Origin of the sequence: Kitasatospora sp. NPDC048286 (assembly GCF_043201735.1) — a bacterium.
Taxonomy (GTDB): domain Bacteria; phylum Actinomycetota; class Actinomycetes; order Streptomycetales; family Streptomycetaceae; genus Kitasatospora.
In genome coordinates, this window is sequence record NZ_JBICZE010000017.1 from 199,335 (window position 1) to 223,316 (window position 23,982).

The window sequence follows — 23,982 nt, forward strand, 5'->3', positions numbered from 1 at the left end:
ACGGTCAGTCGATGGTGCTGCCCGGGCCGATGATCTTGATCCGGTCCTGCGCCGGGGCCTGGAGCGGCGCGGCCGCCGAGCTGTGGGCACCCAGGTAGGCGGTGAAGACGTCCAGGTCCGAGGCGCCGACCAGCTTGTCGGTGCCGGCCGCGAAGGCCGGGAAGCCGTCGCCGCCGCCGGCCAGGAACTCGTTGGCCGCGACGCGGTACGTGGCGGCCGGGTCGACCGGGGCGCCGTTCAGCCGGACCGAGTCCAGGACCACGCGGTCCGCACCGGTCTTGCGCATGTCCAGGGTGTAGTGCAGGTTCGAGGACACCTGGAGGATCTTCGGCGCGGCGGTGTTGGAGCCGCTCACCTGCTGCTGGAGCAGCTGGATCAGCTGGGCGCCGGTCAGCGTCTTGACCTGCATCATGTTGGTGAACGGCTGGACGGTGAACGCCTCGCCGTAGGTCACCACGCCGTCGCCCTCGCCGCCCGAGGCCTTGTAGACCAGGTCGGAGCGGATGCCGCCGGGGTTCATGAAGGCGACCTGCGCGCCGCCCTTGTCGGCCGGGGCCAGCCCGGCGAGCTGCGCGTCGGCGATCACGTCACCGAGCGGCTTCTCCGGGTCGCCGTTGCCGCGGCCGTTGATGTCCGAGGCGATGTAGCCGATCGGACGGTTGGCGATCGGGGCGGCCAGCTTGGAGTAGTGGTCGACCAGCGCCGTCATGTCGGGCGCCTTCTCGACCGTGCGGCGCACCACGTGGTTCTCGGCCTTGACCGAGGGACGCACGATCTCGCCGGTGGTCTTGTCCAGCTTCATGTCGATCTCGGTGAACAGCCGGCCGAAGGAGGCGGCGCTGGTCACCGAGCGCGGGACGCCGTCGGGGTCGGGGATGCTGCAGGCGTACGCGTTGTGGGTGTGGCCGGTGACGATGGCGCCGACCGCCGGGTCGATCTTCTTCGCGATGTCGACGATCGGGCCCGAGATACCCTGGCCGGCCGCGCCGCAGTCGTAGTTGTAGGTGCCGCTGGCCGGGTAACCGCCCTCGTGGATCAGCGCGACGATCGAGTTGACGCCCTTGGCCTTGAGCTCGGCGGCGTACTTGTTGATCGTGGTGACCTCGTTGGCGAACTTCAGGCCCTTGACGCCCTCGGCGGTCACGATGTTCGGCGTGCCCTCCAGGGTGACGCCGATGAAGCCGACCTTCACGCCCTGGGACTTGGTGATCCAGTACGGGGCCAGCAGCGGCTTGCCGGACTTCTCGTCGGTGACGTTGGCCGACAGGAAGTTGAAGTTGGCGCCCTTGAAGGTGCGGCCGGGCTCGTAGCAGCCGTCGGTCGGGTGGCAGCCGCCGTCCTGCATGCGCCGCAGCTCCTGCGCGCCCTCGTCGAACTCGTGGTTGCCCACGGAGGTGACGTCCAGGCCGAGCTTGTCCATCGCCTCGATGGTCGGCTCGTCGTGGAAGAGCGCCGAGGTCAGCGGGCTGGCGCCGATGATGTCGCCGGCGGCGACGGTGATCGAGTCGTCGGCCGGGATGCGCGCCTTGCGCAGCTCGGTGGCCAGGTACTCGATGCCGCCGGCCGGGGTGGAGACCTCCTTGCCGGTGGCCGGGTCGATCTCCTTGATCGTGCCGGACGAGCCGGCCGGGGGCTCCAGGTTGCCGTGGAAGTCGTTGATCGCCAGCAGCTGGAGGTTGACGGTCTTGTGGCGCTTGGCGTTGGCGTCGGCGGCCTGGGCGGCCGTCGGCACGACCACCGTGCCGAACAGACCTGCGGCGGCGACGACGGCGAGCGCCGTCCGTCGGGATCTGACGGTGAGCATGAAGGGTTCCCCTGCACCTTGGAAGGAGCACCGGCTGTGGACAGCATCGGCGTTCGGGCATGTGTTGCGACTGCGAAGCCTATGGTCAACGCGCGTAGCTGTCAGGACGTCGAACGTAACGAGAGGATTACCTACTGACGAACCATCGCCGTCCGAGGGGCGCCGAGCCCGCGGAGACGGCCGCCGCGCGGGCCCTCCCGAGGAGCCCTCAGACCCCCGGCTCGGCCGCCAACTGCCGCTCCGCACGGTCCCGTTCGGCCACCGCGTCCTCCGTCATCGCGCGGTCCGTGTAGACCAGCGGACGCTCGGCCTCGGTGACGATGTGCTTGACCACCTGGACGTTGCCGTTGACGTCCCAGACCGCGATGCCCGGCGACAGGGTCGGGATGATCTCCACCGCCCAGCGCGGCAGGCCCAGCACCCGGCCGGTCGCCCGCGCCTCCTCGGCCTTCTGCATGTAGATCGTCCGGGTCGAGGCCATCTTCAGGATCGCCGAGGCCTCCTTGGCCGCCGCGCCGTCCACCACGTCGGACAGGTGGTGGACCACCGCGACGAAGGACAGGCCGAGCCGGCGGCCGAACTTCAGCAGCCGCTGGAACAGCTGGGCCACGAAGGGGCTGTTGATGATGTGCCAGGCCTCCTCGACCAGGAAGATGCGCTTCTTCCGGTCCGGCCTGATCCAGGTGTGCTCCAGCCACACCCCGACGATCGCCATCAGGATCGGCATCGCGATCGAGTTGCGGTCGATGTGCGAGAGGTCGAAGACGATCAGCGGCGCGTCCAGGTCGATGCCCTCGGTGGTCGACCCGTCGAACATGCCGCGCAGGTCGCCGTCGACCAGCCGGTCCAGCACCAGCGCCACGTCCAGGCCCCAGGACTGCACCTCGTCCACCGCCACGCCCAGCGACTCCACCGAGGACAGGTCGGGGTTGCGCAGCGTGTCGATGATGTCGTCCAGCACCGGCTGACGATCCTTCACCGAGGCCGCCACGTGGGCGTGCGCGGCCTTCAGCGCGAAGCCCGCCCGCTCCTCCAGCCCGCGCCCCATCGCCACCTCGACGATGGTGCGCAGCAGCGACAGCTGGCCGGTCTGGGTGATCGCCGGGTCCAGCGGGTTGAGCTTCACCCCGCCGTCCCTGGCCGCCATCGGGTCCAGCCGGATCGACTTTATGCCCAGCGCGTCGGCGATCAGGTTCCACTCGCCCACGCCGTCCTCGCCCTGCGCGTCCAGCACCACGACCTGGCGGTCGCGGAACCTCAGCTGCCGCAGCACGTACGTCTTCTCCAGCGCCGACTTGCCGTTGCCGGACTCACCGAGCACCAGCCAGTGCGGGGCGGGCAGCTGCTGCCCGTACAGCTGGAACGGGTCGTAGACGTACCCCTTGCCGCTGTACACCTCGCGACCGATGATCACACCGGAGTCGCCCAGGCCCGGAGCTGCCGTGGGCAGGTAGACGGCCTGCGCCTGGCCGGTGGAGGTGCGCACCGGCAGGCGGGTGGTCTCCACCTTGCCGAACATCAGGCTGGTGAACGCATCGGTGAGGTTGCCGAGCGCCATGGGCGGCCTCCTGACGGGTCAGCGGTGGACGGGGATACGGGTGTACGGGGGGCGTGCGGCCGTGCTCAGCGGCGGATGCCGGTGGCGAACGGAAGCGTGTTGACGAAGGCCCGGTGGTGCTCGCGGTCGCACCACTCCAGCTTGAGGTAGCTCTTGCCGGCCGAGGCCCGGATGGTCCGCTTGTCGCGGGCCAGCGCGTCGGGGTTGCGCGAGGAGACCGTGATGTAGCCGACCAGGTTCACCCCGGCCGCGCCGGAGGCCAGGTCGTCACCGCGCTGGTCCACCCGGCCGGTGTGGGCCAGGTCGCGCGGGTCGACCGTGCGGTTCATCTTGGCCGCACGGCTGGCCTCGGCCTCGTCGTTGGTCTTCTCGGTCAGCATCCGCTCGATCGCGACGTCCGTGGGCTCCAGGTCCATCGTCACCGCGACCGTCCGGATCACGTCCGGGGTGTGCACCAGCAGCGGAGCCAGGAAGTTGACGCCCACCGGGGTGAGCGGCCACTCCTTGATCCACGCGGTGGCGTGGCACCACGGCTCCCGGGTCGCCGACTCGCGGGTCTTCGCCTGCAGGTACTGCGGCTGGGTCGCGTCCAGCTCGGCCGGCCAGGCGTTGCGCCGGGACATCGCCTGGATGTGGTCGATCGGGTGGTCCGGGTCGTACATCGAGTGCAGCAGCGAGGAGAGCCGGGCCTGACCCAGCGGCTGACGCACCCGGATGTCCGCCTCGGCCAGCCGGGCGCAGATGTCGGTCAGCTCGCGCGCCATCACGGCCGCCAGCCCCTCGTCGTCCCGCGCCCGCCGCCCGGTGGCCGTCCGGCCCATCGCGTGCGCCTCGGCGGCCAGGTCCCGGGTGTAGTGCATGCAGGCCACCAGGTACGCCCGGTGCTGCTCCGAGGAGGTCGACACCATCGACTGCAGCTGGTCGTACGAGTCCTGCAGCCAGCGCGCCGACGACGGGTCGCCGCGCCGCTCGACGTCCTTGGCGTGCGCGTCCGGATCGGCCGGCAGGGTCCGGGCCAGGATCTGCAGCCGCGTCACGAAGCCGTCCCCGTTGGCGACGTGCTTCAACAGCGTCCCGAACCGGTCGACCAGGGCCTCCTGGTCCTCCGAGTCACGCAGGCCGACGCCCGGGCCCTCGATCTCGATCGCGGCCGTCACCGTCCGACGCTCCAGGTGCATCAGCACCCCGACCTCGTCCGGCCCGAACGGCGCCGTCAGCCAGCGCAGCCGCCCCACCCCCGGCGGCGGACCGACCTCCACCTCCCGACCGTCCAGCCGGGTACCGGCGTCCATCACGTCCGAGCGCCACACCGCCCGCCCGCTGCGGACCGTCCGGCGGTAGGTGCGGTTGATCTCCACCCACTTGTAGAACGTCCGCTTGCGGTACGGCACGTACACCGCCGCGATGGCGAGCGCCGGCAGACCGACCAACCCGCCGATCCGCAGCGGCAGGATCGGCATCAACAGGCCCCAGAGCATGCCGAGGAAGGCCCCGAGGATGATCAGCATGATCTCGCCGGACTCCCGGTTCCGGCCGATCGGCGCGTTCGGGCGGGCCTTGCCGATCAGGTAGGTGCGGCGCTGGTGCACGTACGGCTGGGCGTACTGGGCACCGTACTGGCCCAGCGGTTCGCTGCTCACTTACCCGTCACCCTCCCTTCGCTGGATTGCTGTCGCGGATCGGAACCGAAGCCTGCGGGGGCCCGCCCTGCGGCGGTGGCGTCGGCGTCCGGCCGGCGTGGGCGGCGATGCCCGGCGCGACCGAACCGCCGCCCGCACCCCCGCCGCCACCCGTGCCCGCCGCCTGCGGACCACGGTCGCCGTGGGTCGTGATGCCCTGCTTCATCAGGTTCGCGGTGCCGTTGATCATCGCCGAACCGGCCTGCACGGCGTTGGCCCGGGCCCCGCGCATGTTCAGCATCTCGTCGCCGAAGCCCGGCACGAAGCGGTAGACCGAGGCACTCGCGAAGATCGACAGGAACAGGATCGCCAGCCCCGACAACACCCGGGCGAAGTCGTCGTCGGCCCCGGACCCGGTCGCCACCGCGCCCGCCAGCCCCAGGATGACCACGATGATCGGCTTCGCCAGGTCCACCGCCAGCATCACCCCCGCCCAGCGCCGCACGTGCTTCCACAACTGCCGGTCCACCAGCCCCGCGTACACCGCCGTACCCAACAGCGCGCCGACGTACAGCATCGCCGCCCGGATCAGCAGCTCGATCCAGAGCACCGCCGCCGCCAACACCGCGACCAGCGACACGATCACCAGGATCAGCGGACCACCACCCACGTCGCCCTTCTCCAGAGTGTCGGCGAACCCCCCCAGGTACGACCCGGTGTCCGTCTTCGTCCCGACCGCGATCGCCTTGGTCAGCCCGTCCGTCACACTCACCACGGTGAACAGGATCAACGGCGTGAACGCGGACGCCACCACCGTCAACCACAGGAAACCGATCGCCTCCGAGAACGCCGTCGTCAGCGGCGCCCCCCGCACCGCCCGCTTCGTCACCGCCAGCAGCCACAGCACCAGCGTGATCACCGTCGACACGGCGAACACCACGGCGTACTGCTGCAGGAACGACGCATTGGTGAAGTCCACCTGCGTCGTCCCGTCGATCGCCCCCGACAACTTCCGCACCACCCACGCCGCGGCCTGCGCACAGCTCTTGGCCAACGACCCGAGCGGATCGGTCACAGTCCCGACGGTGCCGCTCCCGGGGATGACGACCGCTCCCCCGGGAGCACAGCCCGCGTCACTGCCAGGGATCGGGAGATCGACCTTTTGACAAGTGGGCGTGGCTGTCGGCGACGGCTCTGCGAACACCCGCTGGGCCGTCGACAGCGCCGCCACCTGCACGGTGGCCAGCACACCGGCAAGGGTGCCCACGCGGCGCCGTGCGCCGGAAGTGTGTGAGGTCTGGTCAGCGCGCAAAGCGGAACCCCCCGAACTGCTGGACGGCGCCGGTGATCTCATCGGCGGTGGCGGCCTGCTGATCTGCGGGCACCGGCGCGGGGCCCTGCCTGCTGGTGAAGTCGGTGAGCTTCCAGTCGCTGCCCGTCCAGTGCAGCGAGAGCGTGAGGGTGAACCAGTTGGTGGTCACCGGCTGGACGGAGCGCTCGCCGGCGAGGCCGGTGAGGCCGGTGCACCACACCTCGACCTTGGCGTCGCCCTCGTTGTAGCCCGTCGACTTGGCGCCGACCGGGACGGTGCGGCTGACGAAGGTGAGGCCCTTGGGTGCGCGGCCCTGGGAGTCGAGGCCGTAGCGGGTGACGGTGTCGCCGCCGAAGCCCTGGTCCAGTCGACTCTGGAGCCCCGCCAGTGCGCCCGGGTCGGCGATGGTGGCGACGATGCCGTGCCGGCTGTCGGTGCGGAACATGTCCGCGGAGCCGATCGCCACCGCGTAGTTGGTGGCGGCCGACTGGGCGCCGGGCTCGGTGTGCGGGTAGCCGGTCGGGATGCCGTTGACGGTGGTGCCGACGGGCTGGTCGCCGCTGGGGGCGGGGCCGGCACCGGCGTCGGCGCGGTCGGCGGAGGGGCCGCCGCCTCCGGTGCCGGATGTGACGCGGTTGGCGATGGCGACGGCCACCACGAGCAGGGTGACGACGACCAGGACGGCCAGCAGGGCGCGCAGCGGTCGGGCCTGACGGGGGTTCGGCTGGGCGGAGGACTGTTCGCCGACCGGCAGGCGCGTGCGGGTGCGCGGCTGGTCGTCGGACAACGGCACGGCGGCCCTCCAAGTGCGGGGAGCCGGGGCGGCTCCGGGGGTCCTCCGCCCGGGGGCGGGCGCGGGCGGAGGGCGGGGACGGGGGTGGACTCCTGGCGGGCCGGCCGTCGGAGAGGGTCCGGACGGGGCCCCGGCCTCAGGCAGGTCGGACTACTGCTGTCCGATCGTCAGATCGCCATGCCGTAGACAATGGTGAACAGAGTGCCGAGTGATCCGATGATGAACACGCCGGTCAGGCCGGCGACGATCAGCCCCTTGCCCTGTTCGGCGCCGAAGCTGTCGCGCATCGCGGTCGCTCCGATCCGCTGCTTGGCCGCACCCCAGACCGCGAGGCCGAGGCAGATGAGGATGGCGACGGCCATGATGACCTCGACCATCACCCGCGCCTCCGACCCGAGGCTCGCGAACGGCCCCCAGTCCGGCGCGATTCCGCCGATGATGGTGTCGATGTTCGGCTTCTTGGGGGGGTCCTCGGCCAGGTGGCCGACCGCATTGGTGTGCACGCTGCTCAGGTTCATTTCCATCTCACCGCCCGATCAGGCAAATTCAAGGGCCCGGACCCGGCCCGCGCGAAGGGTCGGTACCTATTCTTGGCCAGATCTGATGTCGACTTGGCTACTTCTCGCGAATTGGTCGTGAGGCATCGGGCACGTACGCGAGGATGTACACCGTACGAAGGATAGCGCTCACTGTTCGTATCTCTGATGATTGCGGTGAGCAACGCCTTCCGGGACACTTCGACTGACGATTCGTCGGGATGGTGCTGATGGTACTCCGGAAGGCCGGTACGGCCGCCGCCGCTGCGGGAGTTGTTGGTTTCGGGTTCATCGGGCTGGTGACGATGGGGACTTTTGCGGCAAGTGGGACGCCGCAACAGTCGGCGAATCGTTCCGCCTTGTCCCCCGGAACGGTCCCCGCGGCCTACCAGGATCCGATCCAGCGGTGGGGCTCGCTCTGCCCGGAGATCTCCCCGCCGATGCTCGCGGCGCAGTTGTACCAGGAGAGCGGTTTCGACCCCAGGGCGCGGTCCGGGGTCGGGGCGCAGGGAATGGCGCAGTTCATGCCGGACACCTGGCCCGGCTACGCCACCGACGGCAACGGGGACGGCAAGGCGGACGTCTGGGACCCGGTGGACGCGATCGCCTCGGCGGCGACCTACGACTGTGCGATCGCCAAACGGGTCGCGAAGTACCCGGGCGACCCGCAGGCCAACATGCTGGCCGCCTACAACGCCGGCGAGGGCAACGTGGAGAAGTACAACGGGGTCCCGCCGTTCAAGGAGACGCAGGGCTACGTGCGGAACATCCAGGCGATGGCCCGCAGCTTCGCCGCGCCGGCCTCGCCGACCGCTCCGCTGGAGGTGTCCCCGCAGTCGTCGGCCGCGATCTACTTCGCGCAGACCAAGCTCGGCACCCCGTACCTGTGGGGCGGTGAGGGCCTGCCCTCGCAGAACGGGCGGTTCGACTGCTCGGGCCTGACCCAGGCCGCGTTCGCCAGTGTGGGCATCACCCTGCCCCGGGTGGCCAACGACCAGTGGTACGCCGGGCCGCACCCGTCGCGCGATCAGCTGCGGCCGGGCGACCTGGTGTTCTGGGCGACGGACCTGAGCGATCCGCGGAGCATCCACCACGTCGGGATCTACGTCGGCGGCGGGTACATGATCAACGCGCCGCACACCGGTGCGGTGATCCGCTACGACAAGATCGACACCAGGGAGTACATCGGCGCGACCCGGGTCACCTCGGACGGCGCCCAGGCGCTGCCGACCCGCAACGACGACGGCGCGGTCAACGCCCCGAGCCGGCCGGGCGGAACGGAGCCCACCGCCCCGGCGAGGAACCAGGGCGGCGCGCAGGGCGGCGCCGCCGCGGCCCCGGCGGCTCCCGCACGGTCGGCGGTCGCGGCGTCGCCCGCGCCGGCCGGGCCGAGCCCCGCCGGGTCGGGACGATAGGCCCGGCGCGGCGGGGACGGCCGGGACCTGTGTGCGCACTGTGGACGCTGAGTCAAGTTTCGATAACCGCGCGTTTCCGTGGAACGCTGTGCCCCGGAAATGACGTTTCCTCCGGTGGCCCCTCGTCAGCACCCCGCACCGGGCGGGCCCCGGCCACGACGACCAGGTGCAGCGGACCAGAAGGAGGTGCGGCGTGTCGACGCCGCTTGCCGACACGACCAACCCCGACCTCGACCTGCTCTACGCCGTCAACGGCCTGGCCAAGCGCTCCCCGCAGTGGCTGGACCACCTGGTCTCGTGGATCGGCGAGTACGGCATCCTGATCGGCCTGGCGATGCTCGGTCTGGTGGCCTGGCTCCAGGCCAGGCGTCGTCCGGACGCGCCGGTGGCGATGGCCGGGCTGCTCTGGGTGCCGCTCTCGGTGGCCGTCGCCGAGCTGGCCAACCTCCCGATCGCGGCGATCGTGAACCGCCCGCGCCCCTTCGTCGACCATCCGGGGCTGCTGGTGCTGGTGGACGGCAAGGCCGGCACCCACTCCTTCGTCAGCGACCACTCGACCATGACCATGGGCGTCGCGGTGGCGCTGTTCCTGGTGAACCGCAGGCTCGGCTGGATCGCCGGCGGGCTGGCGCTCCTCCAGGGCTTCTGCCGGATGTTCATGGGCGTCCACTACCCGACCGACGTGATCGGCGGTTTCGCGCTCGCGGTCGCCGTAGTGCTGCTGCTGGCGCCGATCGCGATGGCGGTGCTGGTGCCGTTCTGCCACGCGCTGAGCCGAACGGCGGTCGCCCCGCTGATCCGGGCGCCCGAGCGCGGCGGAGCGGCCCGCGGCGGGGTCGCCGCGCGCGGGCGTCGGCGCGGTCGCGGGGCGGTGCGGACCGGGGAGCAGCCGCCGGAGTCCGACCTCGCGGCCTGACCTCGCGGCCGCCCCTCCCGCGGCCCCGCGGGGGTGCCAGGGGTCCGGCCCCGGATCAGTCGGGCTCCGGATCAGTCCGGCTCGGCACCGTTCGCCGCATCGTTCCCGGCACCGTTCTCGGCGAGGTGGTCGGCTCCCTCGCGGCGGGCCAGGTCGCGGGAGCGGCGGGCCGGGGCGTACCAGCCACAGCTGCAGGTCGCGAAGGCGAAGGAGCCGCGCTCGCTGATCGCGAGGCGGTGTTCGGGCATCCGGGCGGCGCCGGGGGCGACCGGCAGCTCACTGTGCACGTCGCTCACCGTAACGCGTCACGGGCCCCGGCGCGAAGCTCCCGTCACACCGGCCGCCGTAACCCTTTGCCTCCCAACTCGTTTGCCCGGAAAGAGCTCTGCCCACCCGGTGGTGGCCGGCGGGGCAGTCGGGCCCGAGGGGGTTGTCGCGAGGATGAAGATGACCGACCAGCAGCGCACCGGACGGTCGGCACGCCGTCCGGGTCCTCACCTGCGCGCGGCGGCCGGGGCCGCCCTGCTCGCCGCCGCACTGGCGGCGGGGGCCGCCGGCTGCTCCGGCGGCTCCGTCGACGGCTCCTCCGACCAGCAGTCGGGCGCCCCCGACCAGCTCGCCGCGGACGCGCTGACGGCGGTGCGCAACGCCGCCGACATCACCGGTCGCACCGGTTCCGCGCACACCGCGACGGAGTTGGTCACCGAGTCCGCCGAGAAGAAGGCCTCGTTCAGCGGCTCCGGCGGCTACGACTACGTCAAGCGGATCGGCCGGCTGGAGGTCCAGGTGCCGCCGGGCGCGGCGACCACCGGGAAGATCGTCGAGGTGGTCCTGCCGGGCACCGTCTACCTCCAGAACAGCGGCGCCAAGGTCCCCGAGGGCAAGTGGGTCAAGCTGGACGTGCGCCAGCTGCCGGACGGCAACCTGGTCAGCAGCGGCGCCACCGACCCGGCCTCGGCGGCGGGGGCGCTGCGCGGGGCGCAGAAGGCGGAGGCGGTGGGCACCGATACCGTCGACGGGGTCGCGCTGCACCACTACCGGGGCACTCTGGATCTGGCGAAGGCGGCCGACGCGACCGGCGGCCGCGGCGGTGACGGCCTGCGGATGGGCGGGCAGACCTTCACCGTCAAGGAGGTCCCGTACGACGCCTGGCTGGACGACCAGGGCCGGCTGCGCAAGGTGGTCGAGGTGTTCACCTTCGCCGGGGTGGCCGGGTCGAAGGAGCCCAAGGACCAGGTGAAGGTGACGTCGACGACCTCGCTGACGGACTTCGGCAAGCCGGTGGAGGCGGCCGAGCCCTCGGCCTCGGACATCTACCAGATGAAGCCCACGGAGAGCCCGAAGTAGGGCGGGTCGGACACGCCCCGGGTCGCCGGGGCAGCGCTCCGGCGCCGGGGCGAGACGGGGTGCCACCGGGGCGGGTGGCCGTCCGGGGAGCGACGGCCACCCGTTTCGGCGGCGCCGAGATGGCCCGTCCGTGCCATGTGGACGGGCCCCGAAGTGCCTAGGCTGGACTCCGGGTGGCTGCCGCCCGGGCTGGCGAGGCACTGAAGGGGTGGTGCAGGTGGTGTCGTCCACGGGTGGCCGCAGCGGCGGCCACGACGACGCGGCCCTCGACGAGATCGATCTGGCCGGCGAGCTGATGATCGCCGCGACGGCCAGTTCCGGCGACCGGCTGCCGACCGAGCGGATCGACGAGGTGCTGCTGGACCGGGCCGAGCCCGGGCAGGCCGACCGGGAGGCCGACGGCTAGCGGGCACCCGGGGGCGACGCGCCCCCGGGGCCGCGCTCAGCTGCGCAGCAGGCGGCTGATCGCGGCGGTGGCCTCCGCGACCTTGGCGTCGAGTTCGGTGCCGCCCTCCTCGGCGGCCGCGGCGACGCAGTGCCGCAGGTGCTCCTCCAGCAGGGAGAGCGCGAAGGACTGCAGCGCCTTGGTGCTGGCCGAGACCTGGGTGAGCACGTCGATGCAGTAGACGTCCTCGTCGACCATGCGCTGCAGGCCGCGGATCTGGCCCTCGATCCGGCGCAGCCGCTTGAGGTGGGCGTCCTTCTGCGCGCTGTAGCCGTGCGGGCCGTGGTGCCCCGTCGGAGCGTGGTCGGCGTGCGGGTCGGTCCCCTGCGCCTGCTCCGGCTCGGTGCGCGCTTGCGTCGTGGTCATCGGCCCCGCCTTCGTCTCAGTGCCTGGTGGCTGCGTCGGCCACCAGTGTCCAACACCGGGGCCTTCCGTGGTGTTCCGACGGCCGACCCGGCATGTGCCACGGGGCTCGGGAGGGGGCGCCCGCCGGTTCGCCCGTCTGGGCGGCGACCCGGTCTTCCGTGCGCACGACGGGGACAATCCGGTCGAGGTTCCGTCAGACTGAGGGTTCGAGTCCACGTGTGGTGGTGCGGCCCGGACAGCCGGTGCGACCGTCGAACGGAAGGGGAGGTTCCGGCTCCTGCCCCGACACCCCGCTTGCGTGATTGCGCTTGGTTGCACCTAGCATCGTTCAGTCCCTACCCCGCACATCGGAGATTTCCGTGCGTTTTAGCCTGACCCCGAAGGAGACGAGCTTCTACGACATGTTCGCCGCCGCGGCGGAGAACCTCGTCGTCGGATCGAAGCTCCTCTTGGAGCTGCTGGGATCAGACGTGTCGGCCCGTGCGGAGATCGTCGAGCGCATGCGCGCCGCCGAACACGCCGGGGACGACACCACCCATGCCGTCTTCCACCAGCTGAACTCGTCCTTCATCACGCCCTTCGACCGCGAGGACATCTACAGCCTCGCCTCGTCGCTGGACGACATCATGGACTTCATGGAGGAGGCCGTCGACCTGGTCGTCCTCTACGACATCCAGACCCTGCCGAAGGGCATCGAGCAGCAGATCGAGGTGCTGGCGCGCGCCGCGGAACTCACCGCCGAGGCGATGCCGAACCTGCGCAGCATGTCCAACCTGACCGAGTACTGGATCGAGGTCAACCGGCTGGAGAACCAGGCCGACCAGATCCACCGCAAGCTGCTCGCCCACCTGTTCTCCGGTCAGTACGACGCCATCGAGGTCCTCAAGCTCAAGCAGATCGTGGACGTCCTTGAGGAGGCGGCGGACGCGTTCGAGCACGTCGCCAACACGGTGGAGACCATCGCCGTCAAGGAGTCCTGACCCCCGTGGACATGGCAGCACTCATCGCCGTCGTCGGCGTTGCGTTCTTCTTCACGTACACCAACGGCTTCCACGACTCGGCGAACGCGATCGCCACCTCGGTCTCCACCCGGGCGCTCACCCCGCGGGCGGCGCTGGCGATGGCCGCGGTGATGAACCTGGCCGGCGCGTTCCTCGGCAGCGGCGTGGCGCACACCGTCTCCAAGGGGATCATCGAGACCCCCACCGGTGACCAGGGGATGGTGATCCTGTTCGCGGCCCTGGTCGGGGCGATCGCCTGGAACCTGGTCACCTGGTACTTCGGCCTCCCGTCCTCCTCCTCGCACGCGCTGTTCGGCGGCATGGTGGGCGCGGCGCTGGCCGGCGGCGTCGACGTGATCTGGGGCGGCGTCCTCGACAAGATCATCATCCCGATGATCGTCTCGCCGGTGGTCGGCCTGGTCGGCGGCTTCCTGGTGATGCTGGCGATCCTGTGGATCTTCCGCCGGGCCAACCCGCACCGGGCGAAGCGCAACTTCCGGGTCGCCCAGACCGCCTCGGCCGCCGCGATGGCCCTGGCGCACGGCCTCCAGGACGCCCAGAAGACCATGGGCATCGTGGTCCTGGCCCTGACCATCTCCGGCCACCAGTCCGGCAACGGGATCCCGGTCTGGGTGAAGATCTCCTGCGCGACCATGCTGTCGCTGGGCACCTACGCGGGTGGCTGGCGGATCATGCGCACGCTCGGCCGCAAGATCATCGAGCTGGACCCGCCGCAGGGCTTCGCGGCCGAGGCCACTTCCGCGACGGTCATGTACATCACGTCGTTCGTCTTCAAGGCGCCGATCTCCACCACCCACGTGATCACCGCGGCGATCATGGGCGCGGGGGCCACCAAGCGGATCCGCGCGGTGCGCTGGGGCGTCGCGAAGAACATCGTGCTCGGCTGGTTCATCACGATGCCGGCGGCCGCCATCGTCGCAGCGCTGGTGTACTGGTTCGTCCACCTGTTCTGGGGCTGACGCCCCGGCAGGACGCGTGAACGGACAGGGCCCGCCCCCACATCTCGGGGGCGGGCCCTTTTCCATGTCCCGCGGCGGCACCGCCATGCAGCACCACGGGACAGCTCGGGTCCGTCGCGCTCCCCGTGCCGGGGGTGCGACGGGGTCCGGTCTAGCCGAAGCGGCCGGAGATGTAGTCCTCGGTCGCCTGGACCTGCGGGTTGGAGAAGATCCGCTGGGTGTCGTCCAGCTCGATCAGCTTGCCCGGCTGGCCGACGCCGGCCAGGTTGAAGAAGGCGGTGCGGTCGCTGACGCGGGCCGCCTGCTGCATGTTGTGGGTCACGATGACGATGGTGAACTGCTCCTTCAGCTCGCCGATCAGGTCCTCGATGGCGAGGGTGGAGATCGGGTCGAGCGCGGAGCACGGCTCGTCCATCAGCAGGACCTCGGGCTCGACCGCGATGGCGCGGGCGATGCACAGGCGCTGCTGCTGACCGCCGGAGAGGCCGGCCCCCGGCTTGTTCAGCCGGTTGTGGACCTCCTTCCAGAGGTTGGCGCCCTTCAGCGAGCGCTCCACCACCTCGTCCAGCACGGACTTCTTCTTCACGCCGGCGAGCCGCAGGCCCGCGACCACGTTGTCGTAGATCGACATGGTCGGGAACGGGTTCGGGCGCTGGAAGACCATGCCGATCGAGCGGCGCACGGCGACCGGGTCGACGTTGGAGGCGTACAGGTTCTCGTCGTCCAGGAGGACCTTGCCCTCGACCCGGGCGCCGGGGATCACCTCGTGCATCCGGTTGAGGGTCCGCAGGAAGGTGGACTTGCCGCAGCCGGAGGGGCCGATGAAGGCGGTCACCGAGCGGGGTTCGATGCTCATCGAGATGTCCTCGATGGCCTTGGTGGAGCCGTAGTAGGCCGACAGTCCGCTGACGTCGATGCGCTTGGCCATGATCGTTGCTTCTCTCGTCTGTCTCGTACGTCAGTCGGTCGCTCAGTGCCCGCCCTTGGGCGAGCGCCAGCGTGCGATGCCCCGGGCGATGAGGTTGAGCCCCATCACGAAGGCGATCAGCACCAGCGCCGCACCCCAGGCACGGGCGTAGCCGAAGTCGTTGTTGACCTGCGAGTACTGCGTCCAGATGTACATCGGCAGGGACTGCTGCGGCCCGTCGAACGGGTTGCTGTTGATGTAGTCGGCGCCGAACACCAGCATCATCACCGGGGCGGTCTCGCCCGTGATGCGGGCGACCGCGAGCATCACACCGGTGGTGATGCCGCCGATCGCGGTGGGGAGGACGATCCGCAGGATGGTCTTCCACTTCGGCACGCCGAGCGCGTAGGAGGCCTCGCGCAGCTCGTTCGGGACGAGCTTCAGCATCTCCTCGGTGGACCGGACCACGACCGGGATCATCAGGATCGCCAGCGCGAGGCTGCCCGAGAAACCGGAGTAGCCGAAGCCCAGGGCGAGGTTCCAGAGCGAGAGGACGAACAGACCCGCGACGATCGACGGGATGCCCGTCATGACGTCGACGAAGAAGGTGACCGCCTTGGCGAGCTTGCCGCGGCCGTACTCGACCAGGTAGACGGCGGTCAGCAGACCGATCGGGGCGGCCATCGCGGTGGCCAGGCCGACCTGCTCCAGGGTGCCGATCAGCGCGTGGTAGATGCCACCGCCGGGACCGGACTGGATCACGCCCTTCATCGAGTGGCTCAGGAAGTTGTCGTTGATCACCTCGATGCCCTGCTGGACGGTGTAGACCGTCAGGGCGACCAGCGGGATGACCGCCAGGATGAAGGCGACCCAGACCACCGAGGTGGCGACCCGGTCCTTGGCCTGCCGGCGGCCCTCGACCCGGGCCGCGAGGCCGTAGGTGACCAGGACGAAGAGCAGGGCCGAGATCAGGCCCCACTGGATGTGGCTGGCCAGTCCGGCGACCGCGCCGATCCCGCAGCCGAGGGCGATCGAGCCGGCCGCGATGGCGGCCGGGGCCCACTTGGGCAGGCGGTTGGTGGTCAGCGGACGGGCGACGGGCCGGGCGTCCTCGACGACGACGGTGGCGGTCATGCGTTGGCCCCCGAGTACTCCTTGCGGCGGGCGATGATCATTCGCGCGGCGCCGTTCACCAGCAGGGTGATGACGAACAGGACGAGGCCGGAGGCCATCAGCGCGTCGCGGCCGTTGGTGCCGGCCTCGTTGAACTTCAGCGCGATGTTCTGGGCGAAGGTTCCGCCGCCGGCGTCCAGGATGTGCAGCGACAGGACGTTGCTGGCGGAGAGCACGATCGCGACCGCGATGGTCTCGCCGAGCGCGCGGCCGAGGCCGAGCATCGAGGCCGAGATGATGCCGGGGCGGCCGAACGGCAGCACCGAGGTGCGGATCATCTCCCAGCGGGTCGCGCCGAGCGCGAGCGCCGCCTCCTCGTGCATCCGCGGCACCTGGCGGAACACCTCGCGGGAGACCGCGGTGATGATCGGCAGGATCATGATCGCCAGCAGGATGCCGACGGTGAACAGGTTGCGCGGGGTGCCGGTCCGGGTCTGGTCGAAGATGTACGTCCAGCCCAGGTACTCGTTGAGCCAGCTGGTCAGGCCGTCCAGGTGCGGCACCAGGAAGAGCGCGCCCCACAGGCCGTAGACGACGCTGGGGACGGCGGCGAGCAGGTCGACCAGGTAGGCGAACGGCTGGGCGATCCGGCGCGGCGCGTAGTGCGAGATGAACAGCGCGATCCCGATGGCGACCGGGACGGCGATGGCCATCGCGATGACGGCGCTGACGATGGTGCCGAAGGCCAGGACGGCGATGCCGAAGACGGGCTTCGGGGCGTCCGGCGTCCACTCGAAGGTGGTGAGGAAGTTGCCCTCGTTGGTGCCCAGGGCCAGCGCCGACCGCCAGGTCAGGAACGCGGCGATCGCGGCCATGATGACCAGCAGCAGGATGCCCGAGCCCCGGGCGAGGTTCATGAAGATCTTGTCGCCGACCCGGCTGTCGCGCGGCCGGCGTTCCCTGCCTCGCGGGGCGGCAGGGGAGGATGAAGTCATTGGTCTACTCCGGTCTGGTGGCGCCGCCCCGGAAGGGGGAACGGCACCATGGCGGCGGTGCCCCGGACGTGGTGCTGGGTGAGGTGCGTTCCGGTGGGGGCGGCCCCGGCCCCCCTCGCTCACGGGGCCGCCCCACCGGGGGTCCTGTCGGGTCAGGCCAGGGTGGTGATGACGCCGTTGACCTTGTCGGTCACGGTCTTCGGCAGCGGGACGTAGCCCTTCTCGCCGATGGCCTTCTGGCCGGCGTCGCTGGCCGTGTAGGTCAGGAAGGACTTCAGGGTGTCGAGGGTCTCGGCCTTGTTGCCCTTGTCGCAGACGATCTCGTACGTGATCAGGACCAGCGGGTAGGAACCCTCTTCCTTGGTCGCGTAGTCGAGCTTCAGCGCGAGGTCGCTGCCGGTGCCGGCGGCCTGGGCCTTGCCGATGGTGGTGGCGGCGGCCTCGGCGGTGGCCTCGACCGGCTTGGAGGCGCCGGTGTTGATCGCGGCGCTCTTCAGGCTGTTGGTCTGGGCGTAGGCCAGCTCGACGTAGCTGATCGAGTTCTTGACCTGCTTGACCTGGGCCGAGACGCCGGCGCTGCCGTTGGCCGACTGGCCGCCCTTGCCCGCCCAGGGCTTGGCGGCCGGGTAGGACCAGGCACCGCCGCCGGCGGCGGCGAAGTACTTGGTCAGGTTCTCGGTGGTGCCGGCGTCGTCCGAGCGGTGGAAGGTCTGGATGTCCGCGTCCGGCAGCTTGGCGCCCGGGTTCAGGGCAGCGATCGCCGGGTCGTTCCACTTGGTGATCTGCGAGTCGAAGATCTTGGCGGCGGTCGGGCCGTCCAGGACCAGCTTGTCGACGCCGTCGACGTTGTAGACCAGCGAGATCAGACCGCCGACCATCGGCAGGTCGATGCCCTGGCCGCCGGTGCAGACCGCCTTGGAGGCGTCGACCTCGGCCGGCTTGAGGGCCGAGTCGGAGCCGGCGAACTGGATCTTGCCCTGGTTGAACTGCTGGATGCCGGCACCGGAGCCGCCACCCTGGTAGTTGATCGTGGTACCGGAGCAGGCGGCGGCGAAGCTGGTCTTCCAGACGTCCATCGCGGCGCCCTGGGCGGTCGAACCGGCGGAGATCAGCGAACCGGGCTTGCCACAGTTGATCGCGCCGGCGGCCGCGGCAGAGCCGCTGGAGCCACCGGAGGCGGTCGTGTTGTTGTTGTCGTCCGACCCGCAGGCAGCGAGCGACAGCGAGCTGACGAGCGCCATGGCACCGATCGCGAGGGCCTTGGAGCGGCCGTTCCGCTGGAGCTTCACAGGGGTGTCCCTTTCTGTGGCATTGCCCTCTGCGCAGGCCGTACACGTACGGCCCGGCGCGGGTTCTGCTGTGGTCCGGGGCCCGTTCGGCCCTCCGGTGGTCCCGAAGTTAGGCCGGGTAAGTGACACGACAGCCGGTCACAAGTGAACGGAGAGTGAACCTCGAAGGGATGGCAGGAAACTACGTCAGGTAGTAACGGTTGCGTCACGGCGAGGGCGCGGGAAGATCACTTCCACCGTTCCTTCACCGTTGCGGCCCCTCCGCCCGCACCGGCTCCGCCCCCAGGACCGCCAGCAGGGCGTCGACCAGCACCCGGTCGTGGTCGTGGGTGAGCCGGGCACGGGCCTTCCCGGCCGGCAGCCACTCCAGCCGGTCCACCTCCCGGTTGGGCCGGAACGACCCGCTCGACGGCACCGCCGCCCAGTAGCGGACCTCCTTCGGACGGCCCTGCACCCGGTAGTGCCGGGTGGGCAGCTCCGGGCCCAGCAGGCAGCCGAACCCGGTCTCCTCCCGGACCTCGCGCAGCGCCGCCTCGACCACGCCCTCGCCGGGTTCGAGCTTGCCCTTCGGCAGGCTCCAGTCGTCGTACTTGGGCCGGTGGATCACCGCGATCCGCGGCCGCCCCAGCCGGCCGCTCTTCTTCGGCCGCCCCGGCAGCCACAGCACCGCACCCGCCGCCATCACCACCGGGGCGTGCTCCGCCCCGCTCCCGGCCCGGGCCGCCGCCCGTCCGGTGCCCGGGCGCTCGCCCACCTCAGACCGTCCCGGGCACGCCCGGGTGCCCCCAGGCGTCGGCCGGCACGAGCTCCAGCCAGCCGTCCGGGCCGGGCGGCAGGTCGGGCCAGCGGCGGCCGACGGCGTACCGCGCCGACTCCACCTCCAGCCGCTGGTCGGCGTGCACCACGCCCAGCACGTACGCGGTCGCCGGGGTGATCCGCGGGGTGCGCGCCGCGGTGGCGGCGGTGACGGCGGCGTCCGCCGCCTCCTGCTGCCGGGCCAGCACCAGGTCCAGCTCGTCCAGCTCGGAGGACGAGCGGCCGCACACCTCCAGCGCGTACCGGGCCCGCTTCACCAGGATCCGCAGCCGGGACCAGGGCGCGTCGTCGGCCGCCAGCGCGGTGTCCGCGTCCGTCGCCCCGCGGGACGCCGGCACCGTGCCCAGCCGGCGCAGCCCGTCCCCGCCGTACGGCGTCGCGGCCCGCTGCAGCGGCAGCTGCTGGGCTCCCGCGGACAGCGCGGCGAACGCGGCGGCGGCCTGCGGCAGCAGCACCGCCGGGGCCCGGCCGCCCGCCGACTCCAGCAGCGGCGCCTCGCCGACCAGCAGGGTCATCCGGTCCGCCAGCGCGTGCAGCCGGGCGGAGCGGAGCTCATGGAGCACCGTGGAGTGCGCCCTGGTCCGGGCCAGGGTCAGCTGCCGGTCCAGCAGCGCCCGCGCCTTGGGGGCGCCGGCGTGGCCGGCCAGCATGCCCGTCCCGCCCGGATCGGTGGCGCTCAGCGAGTCCAGCGCGCCCAGCAGCCGGGCCGAGCGGCGGACGTAACCGGGCTCCAGCGCGAGCAGGTTGAGCAGCCAGCGCAGCTCGGTGCGCGACTCCTGCGCCCAGGTCTGCTCGAAGAGCGAACCGAAGGTGTGCAGCAGCCCGCCGACCCGCCGGACGGCCCGCAGCAGGTCCGAGGTGCCGGCCGACGGGACGATCGAGGCCGCCCCGGGTCTGGCACCGACCTCGCCCACCGCCAGCGGCAGCGCGCGCAGGAAGGCGCCGGCCTGGGCGGTGAGGTGGCGGGAAAGGATGTCCCCGGCGGTCGCTGTGGAGGCCGCCTGGGCCGTCATCGGCGCTTCGGTCATGGCGTGGTAGATCCCCGTTCCCCCGGGGTGGTCCCGGAGCTGGTGGCCGACCGCCGGGGCGACTGTGCCCTCTCGTGGGCCACTGCCCCGGCGGCTTCGCATCAGTGGACGCGTCAGCGCGAGGTGGCGGCCCGGCGGCGCTGGCGTGAGTCGATCAGCAGGTCCTGGACGTGTCGCAGCGGCCGGTCCTCGGCGTCCTGGGATCGGCGGGCCCACGCGCCGTCCGGCCCCAGGTGCCAGGACTCGGTCTCGTCCGACACCCCGAGGTCGATCAGCCCGGACAGCTCGGCGCGGTGCGCCGGATCGGTGATCCGCAGCAGCGCCTCGATCCGGCGGTCCAGGTTGCGGTGCATCATGTCGGCGCTGCCGATCCAGACCTCCGGATCGCCGTTGTTGCCGAACACGAAGATCCGGGAGTGCTCCAGGAAGCGGCCCAGGATGCTGCGGACCCGGATGTTCTCGCTCAGCCCCGGCACGCCCGGGCGGATCGCGCAGATCCCGCGCACCCAGACGTCCACCGGCACCCCGGCCTGGGAGGCCCGGTACAGCGCGTCGATCACGGCCTCGTCGACGATCGAGTTGACCTTGAGCTTCACGTAGGCCGGGCGGCCGTCCCTGTGGTGCGCGATCTCGTTGTGGATCCGCGAGACCAGCCCGTCGCGCAGACCGCGCGGGGCGGTCAGCAGGCGGCGGTAGGACTCGCGGCGCGAGTAGCCGGAGAGCCGGTTGAACAGGTCCGAGAGGTCCGCACCGACCTGCGGGTCGGAGGTGAGCAGGCCGAGGTCCTCGTACAGCCGGGCCGTCTTCGGGTGGTAGTTCCCGGTGCCGACGTGCGAGTAGCGGCGCAGGGTGTCGCCCTCCTGCCGGACCACCAGCGAGAGCTTGCAGTGGGTCTTCAGCCCGACCAGGCCGTACACCACGTGACAGCCGGCCTCCTCCAGCTTGCGGGCCCACTTGATGTTGGCCTGCTCGTCGAAGCGCGCCTTGATCTCGACCAGCACCAGCACCTGCTTGCCGGACTCGGCCGCGTCGATCAGCGCGTCGACGATCGGCGAGTCGCCGGAGGTGCGGTACAGGGTCTGCTTGATCGCCAGCACGTCCGGGTCGGCGGCGGCCTGCTCCAGGAAGGCCTGCACCGAGGTGGAGAAGCTGTCGTACGGGTGGTGCAGCAGGACGTCGCGCTCGCGCATCGCGGCGAAGATGTCCGGCTGGGAGGCCGACTCGACGTCGGTCAGCCCGCGGGCCGTGCCGGCCACGAACTTCGGGTACTTGAGCTCGGGGCGGTCCAGGTCGGCGATCCCGAACAGCCCGGTCAGGTCCAGCGGCCCGGGCAGCGGGAAGACCTCCGCCTCGGTGATGTTCAGCTCCCGCACCAGCAGGTCCAGGATGTACGGGTCGATCGACTCCTCGACCTCCAGCCGGACCGGCGGGCCGAAGCGCCGCCGCATCAGCTCCTTCTCCAGGGCCTTGAGGATGTTCTCGGTGTCGTCCTCCTCCACCTCCAGGTCCTCGTTGCGGGTGACGCGGAAGGCGTGGTGGGCCAGCACCTCCATCCCCGGGAAGAGCTCCTCCAGGTGGGCGCCCATGACGTCCTCGAGCGGGACGTACCGCTGGGGCGAGGCCTCCAGGAAGCGGGCCAGCGACTGCGGCACCTTGACGCGCGCGAAGTGCTTGTGCCCGGAGACCGGGTTGCGCACCACGACGGCCAGGTTGAGCGAGAGCCCCGATATGTACGGGAAGGGGTGCGCCGGGTCGACGGCCAGCGGGGTCAGGACCGGGAAGATCTTCTGGCGGAACAGCGTGTGCAGCCGGGCCTGCTCCTTCTCGGCCAGCTCGGACCAGCGGACCACCTCGACGCCCTCGGTGGCGAGGTCCGGCAGCACCTCCTGCTGGAAGGCGGCGGCGTGGCGGGCCATCAGCTCGCGCGAGCGGGTCCAGATCAGGTCCAGCACCTCGCGCGGCTGGAGGCCTGACGCGCTGCGCTGGGCGACGCCGGTGGCGATCCGGCGCTTGAGGCCGGCCACCCGGACCATGAAGAACTCGTCCAGGTTGCTGGCGAAGATCGCCAGGAACTTCGCCCGCTCCAGCAGCGGGATACCCGGATCCTCGGCCAGCTCCAGGACCCGCTCGTTGAACGCGAGCCAACTGCGCTCGCGGTCCAGGAAGCGGCCCTGCGGCAACGCTTCGAACTCCTCTTCGTCCGTGGCCGGCAGCTCCGGCGGAACACCCAGCGCACCGGACATCCGGGCCGTAGGCGACAGCGGGGCAGAGACGGGGCGGGGGATGCTCATGAGCTCCAGCTCCTCCAGCAGCAGGACGGCGTCCGGACGCGAATGGCTCTGCGGGCCGTCGCCCTCGCCCCGGGCCGGACCCGGGGACAGCACCCACCCTCCGGGTGCGGTCCGTACAGGACCGGCCGGCGCGTGGCGGTCGACTCTGCACGAGCGAGACACTACGGACTTCATCCTGTGATCTTCGCGGCAGCAATTGAATCCACGGTAAACACCGCATGGCCAGGAGGAAAGCTGAGTCGGTCGGGGCAAGAGGCGTCGCCGTCCCGTCCCTCGCCCGCGACCGCTCGGGGGGCCGTCCCCAGCGCTCAGGACGGCCGGTTCGCCCGGTACCGGGCTCGGTACATGAGGTCCACCTCGTGAACGGCGAACCCCAATCGTTCGTATACCCGCACGGCGGCCGGATTGTCAGCGTCGACGTAGAGGAGAACGGTGTCCAGCCCGCGCTCGCCCGGACCGGTGCCGGTCAGGTGGCGCAGGCCCGCCGCGGTCAGCGCCCGGCCGAGGCCGCTGCCCTGCTCGGCCGGGTCCACCCCGACCACGTACACCTCGCCGAGCTCGGGCTCGGTGGCGCTCGCCGGGTGCACCTTCGTCCAGTGGAAGCCGACCACCTTGCCGTCACGGGTGGCGAGGAAGAAGCCGGCCGGGTCGAACCAGGGCTCGGCGATCCGCTCGGCCAGGTCCTGCTCGGTCCAGGAGCCCTGCTCCGGGTGGTGGGCGAAGGCCAGGGCGTTCAGCCGCAGCCACTCGGCGTCGTCCTCCCCGGGACGGAAGGTGCGGAGCTCGATGCCCTCGGGGACGGCCACCTCCTCGCTCTGCCGGCCGGTGCGGCGCATCTGCCGCAGCTCGCGGACCAGCTCGGCGCCGTACGCCTCGGCCAGGTGCCGGGCCGCCGGGTGGCCACCGTGCACCCAGAAGTCCACCGCCTCGTGCCCCGCCCGGTGGGCCTGCGCCAGAACGGTGTCCACCAGCGGGCGGGCCAGGCCACGACCGCGGGCGGCCGGGTCGACCACCAGCTCGGCGGCGGGGTTCGCGGCGGGGTTCTCCGGTACTTCGAGCTGGCCGTAGCCGAGGACGGCTGGGTTCTTCTCCTCGGTCCCGGTCCCGGTCCCGGCCTCGGCCTGGGCCTCGGCCTGGGTCGAGGTCTCGGTCTCGGTCTCGACGAGGTGGATGACGCCCGGGCGCGGAGTCTCCGCGGTCCGCAGCCGGAGCCGGCCCTGCTCGGACACTGCTGCCCGACCGTCCACCGCCTGGGCCTCCGCCAGAACACGCAGAGCACCGTCGCGCTGCTCGGGCCGGAGCACATCGTTCGCCATGACCGCTGTCTGATCGTCCATGCACCGACGATACGTCACCGGAAATGCGAAAAGCCCCTGATCCGAATGGATCAGGGGCTTTTCAGAAGAATTGTTCGGCGGCGTCCTACTCTCCCACAGGGTCCCCCCTGCAGT

22 protein-coding genes are annotated in these 23,982 nt (G+C 71.2%); 6 read left to right on the forward strand and 16 right to left on the reverse strand.

Annotated features, from left to right (window positions below; translation table 11 throughout):
* Window positions 1-4: 4 nt before the first annotated feature.
* The 6 genes from ACGF13_RS33760 to ACGF13_RS33785 form a co-directional block, all read right to left on the reverse strand.
* Window positions 5-1,804 carry a bifunctional metallophosphatase/5'-nucleotidase gene (locus tag ACGF13_RS33760; protein WP_392882637.1) on the reverse strand — a complete coding sequence of 600 codons (1,800 nt, stop codon included), beginning with the start codon at window positions 1,802-1,804 and terminating at the stop codon, window positions 5-7.
* 208 nt (window positions 1,805-2,012) lie between these two features.
* Window positions 2,013-3,362 carry an ATP-binding protein gene (locus tag ACGF13_RS33765; protein WP_392882639.1) on the reverse strand — a complete coding sequence of 450 codons (1,350 nt, stop codon included), beginning with the start codon at window positions 3,360-3,362 and terminating at the stop codon, window positions 2,013-2,015.
* Window positions 3,363-3,427: 65 nt separating this feature from the next.
* A complete protein-coding gene (locus ACGF13_RS33770) occupies window positions 3,428-5,002 on the reverse strand; it encodes an SCO6880 family protein (RefSeq protein WP_392882642.1) in 1,575 nt (524 codons plus the stop codon).
* A gap of 7 nt (window positions 5,003-5,009) precedes the next feature.
* Complete coding sequence (locus ACGF13_RS33775) at window positions 5,010-6,056, reverse strand: hypothetical protein (protein WP_392882645.1); 1,047 nt, start codon at window positions 6,054-6,056, stop codon at window positions 5,010-5,012.
* A gap of 226 nt (window positions 6,057-6,282) precedes the next feature.
* Window positions 6,283-7,086, reverse strand: a complete 804-nt coding sequence (locus tag ACGF13_RS33780) for a hypothetical protein (protein WP_392882647.1) — start codon at window positions 7,084-7,086, stop codon at window positions 6,283-6,285.
* Between the two features lie 167 nt (window positions 7,087-7,253).
* On the reverse strand, window positions 7,254-7,604 hold the full coding sequence (locus tag ACGF13_RS33785) for a hypothetical protein (RefSeq protein ID WP_224284734.1): 351 nt from the start codon (window positions 7,602-7,604) through the stop codon (window positions 7,254-7,256).
* 248 nt (window positions 7,605-7,852) lie between these two features.
* Here ACGF13_RS33785 and ACGF13_RS33790 point away from each other — a divergent pair, with 248 nt between their 5' ends.
* The gene (locus tag ACGF13_RS33790; RefSeq protein WP_392882649.1) at window positions 7,853-9,037 is read left to right on the forward strand and encodes an NlpC/P60 family protein; all 1,185 of its coding nucleotides are present in this window, start codon (window positions 7,853-7,855) and stop codon (window positions 9,035-9,037) included.
* A gap of 193 nt (window positions 9,038-9,230) precedes the next feature.
* Complete coding sequence (locus ACGF13_RS33795; RefSeq protein ID WP_392882652.1) at window positions 9,231-9,953, forward strand: phosphatase PAP2 family protein; 723 nt, start codon at window positions 9,231-9,233, stop codon at window positions 9,951-9,953.
* 71 nt (window positions 9,954-10,024) lie between these two features.
* On the opposite strand, the gene ACGF13_RS33800 is transcribed toward ACGF13_RS33795, so the two are convergent.
* The gene (locus tag ACGF13_RS33800) at window positions 10,025-10,240 is read right to left on the reverse strand and encodes a hypothetical protein (RefSeq protein ID WP_392882654.1); all 216 of its coding nucleotides are present in this window, start codon (window positions 10,238-10,240) and stop codon (window positions 10,025-10,027) included.
* Between the two features lie 160 nt (window positions 10,241-10,400).
* On the opposite strand from ACGF13_RS33800, the gene ACGF13_RS33805 reads away from it, so the two are divergent.
* Window positions 10,401-11,300, forward strand: a complete 900-nt coding sequence (locus ACGF13_RS33805) for a hypothetical protein (protein WP_392882656.1) — start codon at window positions 10,401-10,403, stop codon at window positions 11,298-11,300.
* Between the two features lie 217 nt (window positions 11,301-11,517).
* Window positions 11,518-11,706: a hypothetical protein gene (locus tag ACGF13_RS33810; RefSeq protein WP_363394422.1), complete on the forward strand. Its 189-nt coding sequence runs from the start codon at window positions 11,518-11,520 to the stop codon at window positions 11,704-11,706.
* Between the two features lie 36 nt (window positions 11,707-11,742).
* On the opposite strand, the gene ACGF13_RS33815 is transcribed toward ACGF13_RS33810, so the two are convergent.
* A complete protein-coding gene (locus ACGF13_RS33815) occupies window positions 11,743-12,111 on the reverse strand; it encodes a metal-sensitive transcriptional regulator (RefSeq protein ID WP_392882659.1) in 369 nt (122 codons plus the stop codon).
* Between the two features lie 359 nt (window positions 12,112-12,470).
* Here ACGF13_RS33815 and ACGF13_RS33820 point away from each other — a divergent pair, with 359 nt between their 5' ends.
* Entirely contained in the window at window positions 12,471-13,091 is a 621-nt protein-coding gene (locus tag ACGF13_RS33820; RefSeq protein ID WP_031064133.1) for a DUF47 domain-containing protein, read from the forward strand.
* A gap of 5 nt (window positions 13,092-13,096) precedes the next feature.
* Window positions 13,097-14,092 (forward strand): anion permease, encoded by a 996-nt coding sequence (locus tag ACGF13_RS33825; RefSeq protein ID WP_392882662.1) that lies wholly within the window; start codon window positions 13,097-13,099, stop codon window positions 14,090-14,092.
* Window positions 14,093-14,243: 151 nt separating this feature from the next.
* Here the strand turns inward: ACGF13_RS33825 and pstB are convergent, their stop codons facing one another.
* From pstB to mshD, 8 genes are all read right to left on the reverse strand, one after another.
* Complete coding sequence (gene pstB, locus ACGF13_RS33830) at window positions 14,244-15,020, reverse strand: phosphate ABC transporter ATP-binding protein PstB (RefSeq protein WP_392882665.1); 777 nt, start codon at window positions 15,018-15,020, stop codon at window positions 14,244-14,246.
* Window positions 15,021-15,062: 42 nt separating this feature from the next.
* Complete coding sequence (gene pstA, locus ACGF13_RS33835) at window positions 15,063-16,133, reverse strand: phosphate ABC transporter permease PstA (RefSeq protein WP_392882668.1); 1,071 nt, start codon at window positions 16,131-16,133, stop codon at window positions 15,063-15,065.
* Window positions 16,130-17,107 carry a phosphate ABC transporter permease subunit PstC gene (gene pstC, locus ACGF13_RS33840; protein ID WP_392882671.1) on the reverse strand — a complete coding sequence of 326 codons (978 nt, stop codon included), beginning with the start codon at window positions 17,105-17,107 and terminating at the stop codon, window positions 16,130-16,132. The genes pstA and pstC overlap by 4 nt, the downstream gene beginning before the upstream one ends.
* 152 nt (window positions 17,108-17,259) lie before the next feature.
* Window positions 17,260-18,396 (reverse strand): phosphate ABC transporter substrate-binding protein PstS, encoded by a 1,137-nt coding sequence (gene pstS / locus ACGF13_RS33845; RefSeq protein WP_392882674.1) that lies wholly within the window; start codon window positions 18,394-18,396, stop codon window positions 17,260-17,262.
* A 244-nt stretch (window positions 18,397-18,640) separates the two neighbouring features.
* Window positions 18,641-19,078 carry an NUDIX hydrolase gene (locus ACGF13_RS33850; protein ID WP_392882711.1) on the reverse strand — a complete coding sequence of 146 codons (438 nt, stop codon included), beginning with the start codon at window positions 19,076-19,078 and terminating at the stop codon, window positions 18,641-18,643.
* A gap of 73 nt (window positions 19,079-19,151) precedes the next feature.
* Complete coding sequence (locus ACGF13_RS33855) at window positions 19,152-20,240, reverse strand: CHAD domain-containing protein (protein ID WP_392882677.1); 1,089 nt, start codon at window positions 20,238-20,240, stop codon at window positions 19,152-19,154.
* A 113-nt stretch (window positions 20,241-20,353) separates the two neighbouring features.
* Window positions 20,354-22,531 (reverse strand): RNA degradosome polyphosphate kinase, encoded by a 2,178-nt coding sequence (locus ACGF13_RS33860; RefSeq protein ID WP_392882714.1) that lies wholly within the window; start codon window positions 22,529-22,531, stop codon window positions 20,354-20,356.
* Between the two features lie 308 nt (window positions 22,532-22,839).
* On the reverse strand, window positions 22,840-23,868 hold the full coding sequence (gene mshD / locus ACGF13_RS33865; protein WP_392882680.1) for a mycothiol synthase: 1,029 nt from the start codon (window positions 23,866-23,868) through the stop codon (window positions 22,840-22,842).
* Window positions 23,869-23,982 lie beyond the last annotated feature (114 nt).

Bases quoted from the DNA above. Each gene is read 5' to 3' on its own strand.
- ACGF13_RS33760 (WP_392882637.1), bottom strand. From the start codon at position 1,804: ATGCTCACCGTCAGATCCCGACGGACGGCGCTCGCCGTCGTCGCCGCC.
- ACGF13_RS33765 (WP_392882639.1), bottom strand. From the start codon at position 3,362: ATGGCGCTCGGCAACCTCACCGATGCGTTCACCAGCCTGATGTTCGGC.
- ACGF13_RS33785 (WP_224284734.1), bottom strand. From the start codon at position 7,604: ATGAACCTGAGCAGCGTGCACACCAATGCGGTCGGCCACCTGGCCGAG.
- ACGF13_RS33790 (WP_392882649.1), top strand. From the start codon at position 7,853: ATGGTACTCCGGAAGGCCGGTACGGCCGCCGCCGCTGCGGGAGTTGTT.
- ACGF13_RS33805 (WP_392882656.1), top strand. From the start codon at position 10,401: ATGACCGACCAGCAGCGCACCGGACGGTCGGCACGCCGTCCGGGTCCT.
- ACGF13_RS33815 (WP_392882659.1), bottom strand. From the start codon at position 12,111: ATGACCACGACGCAAGCGCGCACCGAGCCGGAGCAGGCGCAGGGGACC.
- pstB (WP_392882665.1), bottom strand. From the start codon at position 15,020: ATGGCCAAGCGCATCGACGTCAGCGGACTGTCGGCCTACTACGGCTCC.
- pstA (WP_392882668.1), bottom strand. From the start codon at position 16,133: ATGACCGCCACCGTCGTCGTCGAGGACGCCCGGCCCGTCGCCCGTCCG.
- pstC (WP_392882671.1), bottom strand. From the start codon at position 17,107: ATGACTTCATCCTCCCCTGCCGCCCCGCGAGGCAGGGAACGCCGGCCG.
- ACGF13_RS33850 (WP_392882711.1), bottom strand. From the start codon at position 19,078: ATGGCGGCGGGTGCGGTGCTGTGGCTGCCGGGGCGGCCGAAGAAGAGC.
- ACGF13_RS33855 (WP_392882677.1), bottom strand. From the start codon at position 20,240: ATGACCGAAGCGCCGATGACGGCCCAGGCGGCCTCCACAGCGACCGCC.
- ACGF13_RS33860 (WP_392882714.1), bottom strand. From the start codon at position 22,531: ATGAGCATCCCCCGCCCCGTCTCTGCCCCGCTGTCGCCTACGGCCCGG.
- mshD (WP_392882680.1), bottom strand. From the start codon at position 23,868: ATGGACGATCAGACAGCGGTCATGGCGAACGATGTGCTCCGGCCCGAG.